The organism is Parasphingorhabdus cellanae (assembly GCF_017498565.1).
Lineage (GTDB): Bacteria > Pseudomonadota > Alphaproteobacteria > Sphingomonadales > Sphingomonadaceae > Parasphingorhabdus > Parasphingorhabdus cellanae.
Genome location: NZ_CP071794.1, coordinates 1398725 through 1413205 on the forward strand (window position 1 = coordinate 1398725; position 14481 = coordinate 1413205).

The following is a 14481-nucleotide window of genomic DNA, read 5'->3' on the forward strand; positions in this document are numbered from 1 at the left end:
TCCATGACGGAAGGCGCAATTCGAGCATTGGTAGGCCGCTTCAGACCTGTGATATTTGCGCTGCCGCTGATGGCGGCGGCCTGTATTTCACCGGTTGACTATGGTCCGATCCGGCATGCGGACTACGTTGCCAATGGGCGCTGTGATCCGGTAGAAAATAGCGCGGCGACAAATGACCCGGATACCGCGGAAAAACCGTTTTTCGTTGTCACTAGTCGTTTACCAGATTGCCGAGCCGATGATATCAAACTGCTCAATCATCGCGGAGATAAAGTTCGCTTTGGCCGCTTTGGGGCCCCGCAGGATATGCTGGACGAGAAAGGCAAGGTAGACGGACGGCGCATCCCGTTTTCCATATCCAACGAAACACAATGGTGGGCAAGCTTATCCAAAACTATGGGCAACCGTGAAGGCCGGGTCCTGCTCTATGTGCACGGCTATCGCGAGACATTTTTCACAAGCTCCCGCGATACCGCCCAAATTGCACGGCTGACAAATTTTACCGGTCCCGTCATCCAATATTCATGGCCGTCGCAAGGGCAGTTTCTCAAATACACGGTCGATGAAACCAATATGTACTGGGACGAACGGAATTTCCGCAAATTTCTGACAAAATTGGCCCAGCAACCATGGACCAAAGAAATTGTGCTGGTCTCTCATTCACTGGGCGCACGGCTCATACTGCCAGCAGTGGAATTTGTCGATCGCAACAGTTCCGACGCTGACTCCAGCAATATCTCGAATATCATTCTCGTATCACCCGATGTTGATCGTCAGGATTTTGAACGGGATATCGCAGAGGAAATTTTGTCCGCACGCCGGGTCAATAATGACCGGAGAATAACCGTTTATGCCTCAGCCAAAGATAGCGCCTTGTCGTTATCGGATGACGTTCACGGCTATCCACGACTAGGTAATCCGCGATGTTTTGATCCGTTCAAGGCCGCAGAACTCAAAGACAAAGGCTTGCCCGAACGCTGCTATGCGGCAAAATCGCAATATGACGATCCGCCAGAAAAAAGCGGCCTCACCATTGTAGATACTACCGCTGTCAGTCAGGGCCGGGTGGGGCATGGCGACTATCTGCGCAGTGCCATTGCTTGCCGGGATTTTGCTGCCGTCGTGAATGGAGAGAGGGGAGCAATAAAAGGCCGTGATCCAACCCATTTATCCTATGTATTTGCGCTAGCGCCGCCTTTGGAAGACGAGGAGCTAGACGATCTGGCAATCTGCCGCCGCGACTCCGATTGAATGGCTGTTAATCCGGGCAATCTCGACGAACTTTTGAAAGATGTCCGCGCATGCACGGTTTGTAGCGGGCTGCCGTTTGGCCCCGACCCGTTGCTGCAAGCCGGGTCGACCGCCAAAATCCTGATCGCAGGACAGGCACCGGGCAGCAAGACCCACGAGAAAGGCCGACCTTTTGATGATCAGAGCGGCAAGCGCCTGCGCACATGGCTTGGCGTGACCGAAGATCAATTTTATGATCCAGGCCTGTTTGCGATCATTCCAATGGGTTTTTGTTTCCCGGGAACAGGTAAGGGCGGCGATCTGCCTCCGCGCCCAGAATGCGCACCGCTGTGGCGCAAGCCTTTACTTGATAGTCTGCCCGCGATTGAGCTGACCCTGATCCTCGGCCAATATGCGCTGCACTGGCATCTCGGCGACGCCAAATCGAAAACGCTGACAGAAACCGTCAAACGGTGGGAAGAATTCTGGCCTTGCGCGCTGCCCCTACCGCATCCCAGCCCACGCAATATTCGTTGGTTTAATGCCAATCCCTGGTTTGAGGCCGAACTTGTCCCGGTACTTCACGAGCGCGTCGCGCGATTGATCAAAAAACACCCATAGCCAGACCAGCGGCAAGCGTGGCCCCTATTTCAGCGCATTGCGCTTTATCCATTTCGCTAATCGTCTTGGGTGCCATTATCGCTTGTTCAGTCTGCGCATGGGTGCAAATAATTGGCGTATCAACAACCTTTTTAAGCCGCCACCCAGTCGCAATTCGCTCCAGCTGTTTCTGCGCATTTTCACCATCCGAACCCGCACAAATCATCGCCGCATAGGGGCGACCTTTCATTTGCCCAAGTAATGGATAATAGCAGCGATCAAAAAACGCCTTCATCACGCCCGCAATCGCCGCCAGATTTTCAGGCGTGGCAAAAATATAACCATCAGCAGCCAGCATATCGGCAGGTTTGCAATCTTCGGCGCGAAGCAATCGGGTTTTGGTATCCTTTTCTTCGCGCGCAGCCGCTGCGGCGGCTTCGGCCATTTGCTCGGTTCCACCAGTGTAGCTGTGATAGATGATCAGCAGATTTTTCATGAGCCCTGCCCTAACAGCGATCAAAGCAATTGTCAGCGGACCATGGTTCGCGCATAGCTATTGCCATGAATGCAGTTCTCAATGTCACGCAATCGCTATCGGGTCAAAGTTGGCAATGGCGCAGCACCAGCGCCGACGCACGCGACCCCGGTTTTCAGCCCGATGATCTGGTCACGCAATTATTGCTGGCCCGCGGCGCGACCCGTGAAACACTGGATATAAACAAGGATCCGACGATCAGAGGGTTTATGCCGGATCCGTCAGTTTTTCAGGACATGGACGTGGCCGCCGAGCGACTGTCAAAAGCCGTCCTGAATAGTGACAAAATAACGGTTTTTGGTGACTATGATGTTGATGGTGCGACCAGTGCCGCGCTCCTTATCCGATTGCTCCGCGACCTCGGACTGGAGGCGGGCTATTATATTCCCGATCGCTTGATGGAAGGCTATGGTCCGTCCGGAGAAGCGCTGGTCAAGCTCGGTCAGCAAGGCTCTGATCTTGTCGTGACAGTGGACTGCGGTGCAATGGCCTTTGAAGCGCTTGATATGGCGCATAAAGCCGGCGTCGAAGTCATCGTCGTCGATCACCATAAATGCGCCGCCGAGCTGCCCAAAGCCAGCGCCATGGTCAATCCCAATCGCCTCGATGAGAGCGATGCCGGAGCCGAGCATGGGCATCTGGCCGCCGTTGGGATCGCCTTTCTGTTAGGGGCAGCCTTGGTTCGTAATTTGCGTGGCAAGGGCTTTTTCAAAGACCGGCCCGAACCGAAATTACTCGAACTGCTCGACATTGTCGCGCTGGGAACCGTTGCCGATGTCGCCCAACTTCGCGGCCTCAACCGCGCCTTTGTCGCGCAAGGACTGAAAGTGCTTGCAGGTCGCAAAAACATCGGCCTCTCCGCCTTGATCGACGCCAGTCGTTTGAAACGCGCGCCGATATGCTCAGATCTCGGCTTTGCCTTGGGACCAAGGATCAATGCTGGCGGCCGCGTTGGTAAATCCGACCTTGGCGTCCGCTTGCTGACGACCCAAAACCCCGAAGAAGCACAGAAAATATCCGCAGAACTGAATCATTATAATGAGGAACGCCGGGCGATTGAGGCGCATGTACTGGAAGAAGCCGAGGCCATGTGTTCCTCCCAACAGAATCAGGCCGTTGTGGTCCTGTCAGCCAAAGGCTGGCATCCGGGCGTGATCGGGATCGTTGCCGGCCGCATCAAGGAAAAATTGGGCCGCCCAGCCATCATCATTGCCGAAGACGAAGACGGCATTGGAAAAGGGTCGGGCCGCTCCATTTCTGGCGTAGATCTCGGCGCAGCCATAATCGCAGCGAAAGACCAGGGCTTGCTGATCGCTGGCGGGGGGCACGCCATGGCGGCCGGCGTTACCATCGACGCCACCAAAGTTGATGCATTTAGCGAATTTCTCAATGACCGGCTGGCTGACACTGTCGGCACAGCGCAAGCCGGAAAGGCTTTGCTGCTTGACGCTGTTCTCTCCCCCAAAGGGGTCAATCCGCTGTTTGTAGAAGCCATGGACGGCGCGGGCCCCTACGGTATGGGCTGGCCGGCACCGCGCATTGCCGCCGGGCCCGTGCGGATCATCAAATGCGACATTGTCGGCAAGGACCATGTCCGGATGATTGTCGCAGGCGATGATGGCGGTTCCATCAAGACTATCGCGTTCAGAGCAGCCGAAAGCGATTTGGGTCAAGCTCTGCTCAGTGCTCCAAAGAACCGGAAGTTATGGATCGCCGGCCGCGCCAAGATCGACGATTGGGGCAGCCGCCCCGCCGCCGAAATCCATCTGGAAGACGCCGCCTGGGCCGATTAATCTCTCCCATTCAATATGGTATAATAAATATCCGACAATATGCCAGCAAACCGCCAAAAAGGGGTTGACCAAAACGCCCGATGCCCCTAATCGCCCAATTCTGCTGACCAGAGATGCTTTTGAGCATCGGTATGGCCCCTTCGTCTAGCGGTTAGGACGCGGCCCTTTCACGGCTGAAACACGGGTTCGATTCCCGTAGGGGTCACCATTTTGATTTGTCATAATTTTTTCTCCTTACTTGCCATTTCGTCCCCCTTTTAAGGGTAGGACGTCCCCCCTTGTGACTCTGCTCGCCACACCTTCTGCGACCATGAGAATACGTTTCCGTTTGGTGTAATGCCGCACCGTCGGCGGCGTCATGCCACAGATGGAGCCGATCTGATTATCGCTAAGCCCTAATTCGGCAAGATAGCAGGCCGCATTTTTGCGAAGGCCGTGGAAACTGTATAGCTTCGGCTTACCATTACTCAAATATGTTGGTGAACCGATTTCAGCCATGAGCCTACGCATTCTTTCTTGAATCGCCTTCGGACTACTGAATGGGGATCCACTTCTGTCGTAGAGCACGGTAAGAGATCGTCTGGGAACTTTCTCTATTTCCGCAAGCCACAAAGGATGCATGGGAACGGCAACTCCGACGCCTTTGTCCTTTTTACCCACCACTTTTGCTGTCACAAATTGCATCATTTGACCATCATGCCAACTATGCTGCATTCGGATGACGTCGCCTACTCTTGCGCCGCTGCAAAAACCGGTGATGATCGCTAGACGCATCATCGGGCTTGCGACATCCAAAGCTGCCCGCAATACTTCTGTCGGCCAAGGCTCATGCTCACCGGTATCTAGAGGTTTGATGCCAATCGCAGGATTGTCATCACGCCAAGAGTTCTCAACCGCATATTTCATCAATGACCGAAACGTGCTCAGCCAGTTATTCGCTTTTCCTGGCTTATCGAGATAGCGGTCACGCATTTTTCGCACATGGGGATTCTTGCATCCACTGACGGTTCGATGACCGTCCTCACTCTCGATCATTGCCAAATAGCGTGCTTTATTACGTTTTGTTTTTGGTGATTTAATGAGCTGGTATTCGGAGCTCTTTCGATAATCGATGACCAACGCCGCCATTGTATCCGCAGCGACGCGTCGCCTCTTGTTTTCTGGTGAAGATACTCTTTGATACTCAACGGCAAAATCTGGGTCATCCAGTTCCGGCAATCGAATATAGGTGTCTCTACCCGCTACTTTTCGCCGAAAATAGATACGGCCTTGCTTTTGACAGATGTTTTTTAGCGAAGATCTGCCCACGTGCTGTCCTCACTTGACTGGAAATTTGTGTAGCCGAATTGAGCGGCGATATGCCTGTCCAATTGTATCCGTGACCAAAATTTGAGAGAGCCATCCTGTATCGGCTGAGGATATAAACGATCAGCAACTCTCGTGCGAAAAGTAGACTTGCTGACGCTCATGTAAGCGGCTGCGCTATCTTCACTAAGTCTCGCTGGCCAGGTTGGTAATTTGCGGAGATCTTGCATGGCCTAGCTTGATTTCTTGACTGGTATGGGATCCACCATGTTCGCTGTAACGAACTCTTCCAGTGCTCCTGACGGAATGTAAAGATTGGCTCCGATCCTGAGGTGCCTTAGTTTCTTTTGAGCAATTAATGTCCGAATGCGCCTTTCAGGCCACCCGCAACGTTGAGCTAATGCTCTTGGGCTCTCGAATTGTTCCATGTCTTATTCTTGGCTCCCATGCTAACTGCTGCTACATTTATCCAAGAATCACATCATTGGTACAAAATATGATACTTTGGACTAAATTATGAAACCATACGAGAAGGCATGATGTCAATAGGAAAAAGGATGGCCGAGGTTCGCGCGGCCGCTGGTCTCAATCAGATCGACTTTGCCGAGCAGCTATCAGTACCCAAAAGTTCCTACAAAAATTACGAGCGCGGAGCCTTCGATCCCCCTCTCAGTCTGATCATGCAGATTTGCGAAACCTACGCGGTAGATGCGAACTGGATCCTTTTTGGCAAAAGCAAACCGAGCAACAAGGATCTCGACAAAATTTCCGACAGCATCGAACGCGCGTTTTCTTTTTTGTCTGAAGAGGGCTTGGAGTTGAATGCGAAAAATACGAACAAAGCGGTGGCGGTAATATTGAATCTTCAAGATGAATCAGGTTTGGACAAGAGTTCGGTTGATCCATTGTTGAAGAAGTTAGTGGCGGAGTAAAACGATGAAATCACATGGAGAGCCCAGAGAAAACGAGGCTTTACGCGAAGCATTTAAGAATGAAAAACGCGAAGCCGAGAGCACTGATCGAGCTCAGCATTCGTTCTTTGAGACACTTAAGCCAGAGAATGCATATGTAGTTGTGATCCTAAAATACCTAGCCATTATCGTAATCGCGCTCCCTTTGGCTCTGATTATTTTCGTAAGTGAATATCAACCAGATTGGGGTTCCACCGCTATCATATTAGCATTGTTGATAGAAAGTTTGGCTATTGCGGCAATGATCGCGGTCGAACGGATTGAGGGTCTAGTTGGTAAATGGAGATTAGTACTGCCCTGGGAGAGCGGATCAATCTCACATTTGCGAATTTCCGTTTTGCATTTTTTTCCAGCTAAATCACAAAAACACTAAGGCGGTCTTCAATTAGGCGCCCAAAAATATAACGAACTGCTGAAATGACGCTTAGTGAGTTCACAGCGAAATGTTAAAATTCCGGTCTTAAGAGGCGGCCTCCTTCAGTATAAAGACGTCAATCGCGGGCGATTCAAATAGCCTTCTGCCTAGTTTCGAGATCGTCTATCCAATTTTCGAGTGCCTTAATCTCGTCCTCAATCTGCTGCGGTGTTGGAGCCTGTGGATTAAGTTCGTCCGAAGCCTGATGCAGGAGAACGGAGCAATGCCCGTAACACTCCTTCATTGTGATGGCATCTGCCAGCTCGATCGCAGATAATTTCTTGAATCCCTTAGTGTTCACCTGCGACTGAAATGTTCTCAACACGGGAGAAATCGCATCTTCGATTGCTTTTTCCCATATCTGGCGAACGCTGTTAATCAATCCCCGTGAGGTCATTAGCCAATCATCGCCATCTGGATCCTGGTCATATTTCACTTTCGTATTCGCAAGATGCGCCCTTACTGTGCTTAGGCGCTTGCCAGTTGGCTTCGCACTGTCGGGTGCTTCGTTTCGGCAGTGACCCGGCTCTTTTCCGCGTTTTTGGATATGCCTGAAAACGATTTCGGATTTTTCGGCAGGATTATCCACATTTAAACACGCTCGACGGAGCAGAAAGAGAAATGCAATATCGTGAGTAAACACGATCACTTGACGTTTTTTCCCTTCTTTCGCCAACCGTTCCGCGATTGCTTGTCTGTGCAAATGGTCCAACGAAGATACCGGATCGTCAAAGATGATCCCAGAGTCACTGTCGCTAGTTGCCAGTTCAGCCAAGAATCCTGCCAAAGCCACGCACCGATATTCTCCTTCACTGAGAATTTCACCGGCGTTCTGAGATCCGGCTTCCATTAACCCGATACGAAACCGCGAAACTCCAAGCTGCGACTTCGCCTGTTTCAGCTCTATTGCCAGTCCTGCGAGTTTGAAATCATCGATTTCCTGAGCAAAACGAGCGCGCAATCGTTCGGTAATGAGGGCTTTGGAAAGCTGAGTATTAAGCGCAGTGATCGCATTCGGACGTGTTGATTTTACCGCCACCTCCAATTCAGCGATGGCCTTTCTGCGCCCAATTTCTGCAATTACATCGTCAAGAATTGTTGACAACCACTTGCGATCTTTGAGTTCGCAATATTGCGCCCGTTGGGCTTTTCTTTCCTCGCTATCTTCTTCAGCCAGAATAGCCGCTGCTCGTTTTTCAAGTTCTTCAATCGCATTCGTCAGTTCGGCTTCGGGCAACGGCGGAATGGCTATTCCACTATCTCCTCTCAGTCTCATCATATCGCGCAAACGCCATTTTGCTTTGGCTACGAACGTGCGGACAACGGCAGCGAGTGCATCAAGCTCTATCTCATCTGAAATCTGGCGAATGCGCTTCAGCAATTGAGATTGTGTCGGCGCGGTTCGTGCAAGCTCGCTGAGTGTGGTATCGCGCATGTTACTCGCGTCACGTGCCTGCGTCTGTGTCTGATCCTGCACAAACACCTCAAACCGTTTTAGCCGTTCGGGCGCAGCGCCTTGAAGTTTCTGCTGACACAGTAAGCAGTGCGCGTCACCATCCACGACTGGAAATGGCCGTGCTTGATAGGCCTCCAGTTCAGAAAAGGCGCGTGCCGTCTCCCAAAGCGCCTTCCAAGATTCCGATCCAACGCCTTTAAGCGGCTCTCCATCAAACAATTCTGATGATGCCAATTTAGCAGCATCAGATTTTGCCTTCGCATTCGCTGTAAGAGAAGCCAAACCGCTTGCAGATTCGTCTGATACTGCATTGCTTAGGTTCCTCAGCTTTACGAGCAATTCTGCCAACCCAGCTTTGTATGAGCGAAGTCGCTTTGCGATTACGTCAGCACCTTGGGCAAAATCACCTTCAAGCGTCTTTAACTGCTTCTCTTCGCCGTCAGATAGCTTCGCCAAGGCAATGACTTCTTCTGGGTTGGTAGCGCCGGATAGTTTTGAGAGCAGTTTTCCAACTTGGCTACCGTCGGAGCAGGTCGGTGAGCTTATGGCTTGAGGGGTTTGATCTTTAAGAGATTGATGTTCGGCATCGAATCTTTCTTTCAACTCTCTGCTGGCGCTAACCAGTTCCTCGACCACCTTCATTGGTCGAGGTGTATAGGCCAAGTTATTTGTTTCCTCGACATGCACGTTGGCGGTTTTCGTATCAAAAACGCTAACTTCCGACAGCAGCGCGTCAGCGGCTACACCCACTTCCCATTTTACTTTCTGATTCTGCCCGCCTGCGACATATTCAATTTCGGCAGTTTGCTTACCTGAACCATCACTATAAATATTGTGAAGTAAGACTTCGGTTTTGCCCTTTGGCGTCCGTGCGCGACAGGCACGCTTCAAGATCCTCACATAGCCAGACTTGCCCGAACCGTTGTTTCCATAAACAACGCTTAGCCCGTTTGGGTTAAATGGCAATGTTTGGCCTTCGGCAAGAGCATTGATATTCTGCGCATCTTTAATCGATTTCAGAGTAACCGTTGGCACGCCGGCGCTGTGTCCACCGATATGTGTATCATCAAGCGGAATGCAGGGCTTTGTCTCATCCTTGCAAAGAGCAAGAAGCTCATCATGATCGCTTTTCGACAAATCGCCATCGACGATCAAGCGGCGCAAGCAATCGCGCTGCCAATTTGCTTTGTCCTTCGACCAATCCAGTATCGCTTGAAAAGCGTCTGATTCTGTATTTATTGTTATATTGTCTGACATATGTTGGACAAGTTAGCATAACTTCCAATAATAAAACGAAAATATTTACACCACAACTAGGCAACCTTAGTCATACGCTGCTACTTGTTCAAAGTTGAAAGAAGATAAGCCGCTAAAGGTCCAAATTTAGCTCGTCAATTTCAATTTTTTGATTACCCGATAACCCTCCACCTATGGCCAGCCAATAAAGTCAAATTTGGAGTTTGTTTTGAAGATATAGCTACCATAATTAGTGTCCGCCATCTCAAAACACTTTGCTGATATCATCAGCATGGCGGAGGATTTTTTGTTCCTGTTTCGCATACCGAAACCATCAAGCATATCGACTCAATCCGCGTTTACCCGAATAAATAATCTCGCCGAATAAGGCATAATAGCACCCCCTCAATTCGCAATTATCCTCATTGCCTTCGCGTCGTGATTTCATCTCAGAAAAAACCAACATTTCGAACACTTAGAAAATCGGTTTCGCTCCCCTTGAACGCAAATTTTGTTGTCAGCATTGTCAGCCTAGGAATTCTGCGGCTAGAGGGGTGGTTGTCAGCAGGGCTGACAAATCTGCCAGCGATGCTGACAGACTAAACTACTGAAATACAAACAAAACCTGCCCAACTATGGGCCCGTAGGGTGTGCCACTTTTAATAATTCCTGCTTACTGTCTCTGAATTGCCTGATTTTGACGTCTTAAATTAACTTTAAAACGGTGTGCGTTTGCCGCAACCTGGCCGCTTAAATTTTGGATCCAGCTGAGAAGCTGATATTGCAATTGAGATTGGCAGATAGAAACTGATGATAAGGGTCCTTGAGCTTTCGTCTTTTGACGCCCTGTTCTCGCAAAAATTTGTCAGCGCGTCCTCTGGCTTCCAATATATGCGCAAACGTCTCGAGCATTTTTATCATTTTACCCTGCCCTCGACCGGCAACGCAAAAATAAATACACCGCTGATAGTCGCACCAGTTGTCGGAAAGTATATTTGATAAAACGGTTTTCCCTTCATTCGGGCATAATATGATTAACCGCGCAGCTTGGATTAGCTCTTGAACGGCAAAATAAGCGTCATCTAGGCCCATGCCGAGTGTGAGACTCGCCATTGCGCGTATCTCGTGATCTTGATGCTCTCTGGCCGTATCCTGGAGGATTATATCCGGATCAACCGGCTCAGCAAATAAATTGCCTATCATGATTTCACCACCTCTGCCCAGCTCTCGTATCCTGACCAGAATCGGTCATTGAGGCTGCCTGAAAACAGTCGACGCTTTCTCTGCGGGACATGAGTCGGCCCGTTCGCTCGCGTGAATAAAGCGCCCATCGCTCTCTCAGTGCCAGCTGGCGCTCAATACCGATAAGGTCGAGCTGGGTTTGGAGTAAGGTCTGTGAAGCTATTGTATCTGGCCTGATCAGCACTGCGAATAGGGTCAGAGAAAACAGCATTCCCACAAGGCCAAGTGGGCCAATATCAAAACTAGCAATCGCAACCAACGACATGGCCTGGACGCTGAAAACAGCTATCACAATCTGCACGTCATAAACATCAATCAGTGCCACGATCTTGCGGCATAATGTTGCAATCCAGCAGAGCATGTTGGGGCCCTTCTTTCTTTCAATCCATAAACCTAAACAAAAAACGGGTGAACAGAAACTAGCTTAGCCCCAGGTAACAGTCACCTTCATCTATCAAAGGTGACTGTTACCTGGGGCAGATGGCGAAACACGCCATCTAGTTCTGCACATATCCCACAATCGCCAGCTTACCGTCCAGCTTATCAAAGCGCCAAGCACCGCTAATTTTATCATCTTTGCCATCAAGCCCCTTAATTAATACTTCCATCTCACAATTTTGACCAGGCAAGTTGGCGGCAGGAACGCACCGTATGTTTTCAACATCTTCAACAGCTGCTGTGCTCAACCAGCGCGAAAATCTTGCCGCATCAGCAGACTCGTTAGCGGTTTCGTCGGTAGATGCTCCATCGTCTTGTCTGCCAAGACTGGCTGAAACGCTGCGGCGCAATTCCGCGCCTCGACGAAAGCTCTCTGCATGACTATCGAAAAACTCGGCTTTCTCAGCCCACTTCGCCTGCGCGGTTGGCCAGAAATCCTCGATCGCTGATTTATACTCTACCTTACTCGGAGCGGATGGTGCACAACCAATTGAAAGTATTAGGGCAGGAAATAAGTAAAGGGTTTTGATCATAAAGCCTCCGAAGGTATAAATTGGAGGCTGGCCCGTAACCGGGCGTTTGTAACTCCACGTTGCCACGGAGCGCCGCCACCTTTAGGCGGACCCTGGACATACGTGACGGCCACCCGGTCAGAATATCTGACCGGCGACAACATTGGAGGTTACAAAGCCTCACAGCCGGGATTGACCGAACTGCAAAACCTACAATGGCAAATATGGAGTCCGGGAGCAATGGAGAAATCATGTTAGCTACCCCCGTAAACTGGTGCTAAAAAATTGAGGGAATTCTATTCAACGGTTCGAAGGGCTTTTTTACTCCCGCCAATGTCTCCTATGGGCTCAAAAGCGGACATTAGGGATGCAGAAGTTGTCCGTCGGATAAGCGCCCCAATCTCGGACCTTCCGATGGTTTCTGCTTTATCCCGAAAGTGGACACTAGAGTACAACCCGTAGGATCAAATTTTCATTCTGCGGCTTCGGCCACTGGTTGATTAGATGCGCGGCGCAAGCGGACCGGAATTGCGCTCATAAGCGGAATGCCTGTCCTTCGGTCGAAGTCTCGATCATTGAACGATAGCCGTCCTGTATTGCCACCTGCACCAAGCGGGTCGTCGTCCTCATCGGGATTGCCTCCCCATGCATGTGGCACAGAAAGGCATCCCGCGCGGACTTCCGGTGACTCTATTGTAACGCACTTGATTGTTGCACGGGCAGACTCAATTTCTACAACATCGCCTGGCGCAAGACCTAGGTCATTCATATCCTTTGGGTTTATAAATGCCGGATGGTGAGGCACCCGCTTGCGCTGCAGTGGGTCCTCGTGCCAATTGGAATTATGAATATCGCTCAGACGACGCGAAATCACCCGGTAGGGGTACGTTTCAAAATCTTGTTTTACATCCAACCGTGCGGCGACTTCATCCAACTCCTCAAGCATGGCTGGCGCGCCTATACAAAGACGCTCTGCCCAGTCTGCTGGCTTGGCCTGAATTCGCTCTTCCGGGCAATCCATGAGCCTGCCTTTACGAGCTTCCGGATCGTTGTAAACTTCCCGGAAGGGCATGGGCGAGCCTTTTAGAACCGCGTCCCATACCGTGACCGGATCAGGGAGGGGAGAGCCTGCAGGGAACAGCGTTTTATGGTTTGCTGCCTGATCATGGTCTAGGATCGCCTTCGTCTTGACATTGAGATCAAGACCCATGCTGCCGGCCATTGCATGGAAGAATTCATGTTCTTCGCAGAGGTCTGAACCGGGCGGCGTATCAAGGATTGGATCACAAATCTGAACATAGGGCTCTTCATATCCCCAACCACCGCCGAAGCTGGTCAAAAATTCGTTGAGCGCGGTAGTTCCAATCGTCTCATAGTGAATTTTGGGCGCAATCACATAGTCTGCTAACTCGCATGTCTTCGACATACGGGGATCGAAGCACACCAACAAATCAAGCGCCTTCATAGCCTCGAAAGTTTTAATCTGGTCGGGCCAAGCCAGCATGGGATTACCGCCCAGAACAATCAGAGCCTTGATCTGTCCTTCGCCCGGGGTAAGAATTTCATCTGCTAATGCAGCTGTAGGCAGACCTGAAGCGCTTTCTTCAAGATCGCGTACACGAAGCTTCTTGCCGAACCCCCAAGCCGGTTCCGAACCGGTTCCAGCAGCGATCGGCGGGAAGCCTTCAATCAAGACGCCCGGATTGCGGCGAAGGTCGCCTTCGCGCTTCCAGTGGCCCATAAGTGACATGAGCACCTTGTTTAGATACTCAGCTGCATTTCCGTAGCCAGACATATTTGCGCCAGTTCCGCATGCAATGTCGGCTTTCTTGAAGGAACCATACATACGTGCAGCCGCAATGAGTTCTTCGGGTTTCAATCCCGAACGTTTCGAAACAGCCTCAGGCGTAAACGGAGCCAGTGTCGATTTCAGCTCTTCAAACCCGACTGTTTCCTCTTCGACAAATGCTTTGTCATGTAGATCTTCTTCTATGATTTGGCGTGCAATGCAAGCAAGGATAGCAGCGTCTTCACCGGGGCGGCATTGAAGATGTATGTCCGCTTTTTTGGCAACATCCGATACACGTGGATCAATGACAATAAGTTTCATGCCGCGCTTTTTGGCCGCATGCAGGTTTTTGTTTGGGTTCATCCCTAGACCACCCTGCATGGAGACCACGGGATTTGTCCCAACGAGCATCAACCCGTCCCATTCCTCATGGCGATAGGCCCCTGCCTGCCAAAAGCCATGCTGAAACCATGCTATCCCCTTGCCGGGCTGATCGATAGTGACAGATGTGAAAATCATTGGCGAGTTGATCGCTTCCATGAAGGCAAGAGCGAACGCCTGAGCAGTCAGTGTATTAAAGCCGAATGTACCTATATAGATCGCGACTGATTCCGGGCCATGTTCGTCGATGATGGCCTGAATTTTGTCACTGACTTTGGCAGCAGCATCATTCCATGAGCAAGGCGCGTGCGAGCCATCAGGCTGTCGTTCCAAACTGTGTTTCAAGCGAGTTGGGAAACTGTGGTAGTTCATCAATTCACGGCCCTTGATGCAAGAGTAGCCAGCTGATGCAGGATTGTCCTTGTCACCGTGTGTTGCAACCGGAACACCGTCCTCAAAATCGACGATAAGACCACATTGGGCATGACAAGCCCGACAAATCACATGCTTACGTTCGGTTTCCATTTGTCCAGCTTCTCCATTTGAAATCGTGATAATTTTTATACAGCTCTGTCAAA

General features: G+C 50.7%; 12 protein-coding genes and 1 tRNA gene. 6 read left to right on the forward strand and 7 right to left on the reverse strand.

What is annotated here, in order from left to right:
- Positions 1 to 3: 3 nt before the first annotated feature.
- Both J4G78_RS06890 and J4G78_RS06895 read left to right on the forward strand, forming a co-directional pair.
- Complete coding sequence (locus tag J4G78_RS06890; protein ID WP_207989585.1) at positions 4 to 1251, forward strand: alpha/beta hydrolase; 1248 nt, start codon at positions 4 to 6, stop codon at positions 1249 to 1251.
- On the forward strand, positions 1252 to 1851 hold the full coding sequence (locus J4G78_RS06895; protein ID WP_207989587.1) for a uracil-DNA glycosylase family protein: 600 nt from the start codon (positions 1252 to 1254) through the stop codon (positions 1849 to 1851).
- Here the strand turns inward: J4G78_RS06895 and J4G78_RS06900 are convergent.
- Positions 1835 to 2326, reverse strand: a complete 492-nt coding sequence (locus tag J4G78_RS06900; protein ID WP_207989589.1) for a flavodoxin family protein — start codon at positions 2324 to 2326, stop codon at positions 1835 to 1837. The two genes, J4G78_RS06895 and J4G78_RS06900, sit on opposite strands and share 17 nt — an antisense overlap.
- 65 nt (positions 2327 to 2391) lie before the next feature.
- Between J4G78_RS06900 and recJ the strand changes: the two genes are divergently transcribed.
- On the forward strand, positions 2392 to 4158 hold the full coding sequence (gene recJ, locus J4G78_RS06905) for a single-stranded-DNA-specific exonuclease RecJ (protein WP_207989590.1): 1767 nt from the start codon (positions 2392 to 2394) through the stop codon (positions 4156 to 4158).
- Between the two features lie 133 nt (positions 4159 to 4291).
- A tRNA-Glu gene (locus J4G78_RS06910) sits at positions 4292 to 4366 on the forward strand.
- Positions 4367 to 4392: 26 nt separating this feature from the next.
- Here J4G78_RS06910 and J4G78_RS06915 read toward each other — a convergent pair.
- Positions 4393 to 5466 carry a site-specific integrase gene (locus tag J4G78_RS06915; protein WP_207989592.1) on the reverse strand — a complete coding sequence of 358 codons (1074 nt, stop codon included), beginning with the start codon at positions 5464 to 5466 and terminating at the stop codon, positions 4393 to 4395.
- 554 nt (positions 5467 to 6020) lie between these two features.
- Between J4G78_RS06915 and J4G78_RS06920 the strand changes: the two genes are divergently transcribed.
- Both J4G78_RS06920 and J4G78_RS06925 read left to right on the forward strand, forming a co-directional pair.
- Positions 6021 to 6395, forward strand: a complete 375-nt coding sequence (locus J4G78_RS06920; protein ID WP_207989594.1) for a helix-turn-helix transcriptional regulator — start codon at positions 6021 to 6023, stop codon at positions 6393 to 6395.
- 4 nt (positions 6396 to 6399) lie between these two features.
- Positions 6400 to 6807 (forward strand): hypothetical protein, encoded by a 408-nt coding sequence (locus tag J4G78_RS06925; RefSeq protein WP_207989596.1) that lies wholly within the window; start codon positions 6400 to 6402, stop codon positions 6805 to 6807.
- Between the two features lie 133 nt (positions 6808 to 6940).
- Here the strand turns inward: J4G78_RS06925 and J4G78_RS06930 are convergent, their stop codons facing one another.
- The 5 genes from J4G78_RS06930 to J4G78_RS06950 form a co-directional block, all read right to left on the reverse strand.
- Positions 6941 to 9562 carry an AAA family ATPase gene (locus J4G78_RS06930; RefSeq protein ID WP_207989598.1) on the reverse strand — a complete coding sequence of 874 codons (2622 nt, stop codon included), beginning with the start codon at positions 9560 to 9562 and terminating at the stop codon, positions 6941 to 6943.
- Between the two features lie 729 nt (positions 9563 to 10291).
- Positions 10292 to 10744, reverse strand: a complete 453-nt coding sequence (locus J4G78_RS06935) for a hypothetical protein (RefSeq protein WP_207989600.1) — start codon at positions 10742 to 10744, stop codon at positions 10292 to 10294.
- Positions 10745 to 10748: 4 nt separating this feature from the next.
- Positions 10749 to 11144, reverse strand: a complete 396-nt coding sequence (locus J4G78_RS06940; protein WP_207989601.1) for a hypothetical protein — start codon at positions 11142 to 11144, stop codon at positions 10749 to 10751.
- A 136-nt stretch (positions 11145 to 11280) separates the two neighbouring features.
- Positions 11281 to 11754: a hypothetical protein gene (locus J4G78_RS06945; RefSeq protein ID WP_207989603.1), complete on the reverse strand. Its 474-nt coding sequence runs from the start codon at positions 11752 to 11754 to the stop codon at positions 11281 to 11283.
- A 451-nt stretch (positions 11755 to 12205) separates the two neighbouring features.
- Positions 12206 to 14428, reverse strand: a complete 2223-nt coding sequence (locus J4G78_RS06950; RefSeq protein WP_207989605.1) for a molybdopterin-containing oxidoreductase family protein — start codon at positions 14426 to 14428, stop codon at positions 12206 to 12208.
- Between the last annotated feature and the right edge of the window lie 53 nt (positions 14429 to 14481).

Excerpts from the sequence above, each read along its gene's own strand:
- J4G78_RS06935 (WP_207989600.1), bottom strand. The coding sequence starts at position 10,744 with ATGATAGGCAATTTATTTGCTGAGCCGGTTGATCCGGATATAATCCTC.
- J4G78_RS06940 (WP_207989601.1), bottom strand. The coding sequence starts at position 11,144 with ATGCTCTGCTGGATTGCAACATTATGCCGCAAGATCGTGGCACTGATT.
- J4G78_RS06925 (WP_207989596.1), top strand. The coding sequence starts at position 6,400 with ATGAAATCACATGGAGAGCCCAGAGAAAACGAGGCTTTACGCGAAGCA.
- J4G78_RS06920 (WP_207989594.1), top strand. The coding sequence starts at position 6,021 with ATGGCCGAGGTTCGCGCGGCCGCTGGTCTCAATCAGATCGACTTTGCC.
- J4G78_RS06890 (WP_207989585.1), top strand. The coding sequence starts at position 4 with ATGACGGAAGGCGCAATTCGAGCATTGGTAGGCCGCTTCAGACCTGTG.
- recJ (WP_207989590.1), top strand. The coding sequence starts at position 2,392 with ATGAATGCAGTTCTCAATGTCACGCAATCGCTATCGGGTCAAAGTTGG.
- J4G78_RS06930 (WP_207989598.1), bottom strand. The coding sequence starts at position 9,562 with ATGTCAGACAATATAACAATAAATACAGAATCAGACGCTTTTCAAGCG.
- J4G78_RS06900 (WP_207989589.1), bottom strand. The coding sequence starts at position 2,326 with ATGAAAAATCTGCTGATCATCTATCACAGCTACACTGGTGGAACCGAG.
- J4G78_RS06945 (WP_207989603.1), bottom strand. The coding sequence starts at position 11,754 with ATGATCAAAACCCTTTACTTATTTCCTGCCCTAATACTTTCAATTGGT.
- J4G78_RS06895 (WP_207989587.1), top strand. The coding sequence starts at position 1,252 with ATGGCTGTTAATCCGGGCAATCTCGACGAACTTTTGAAAGATGTCCGC.
- J4G78_RS06950 (WP_207989605.1), bottom strand. The coding sequence starts at position 14,428 with ATGGAAACCGAACGTAAGCATGTGATTTGTCGGGCTTGTCATGCCCAA.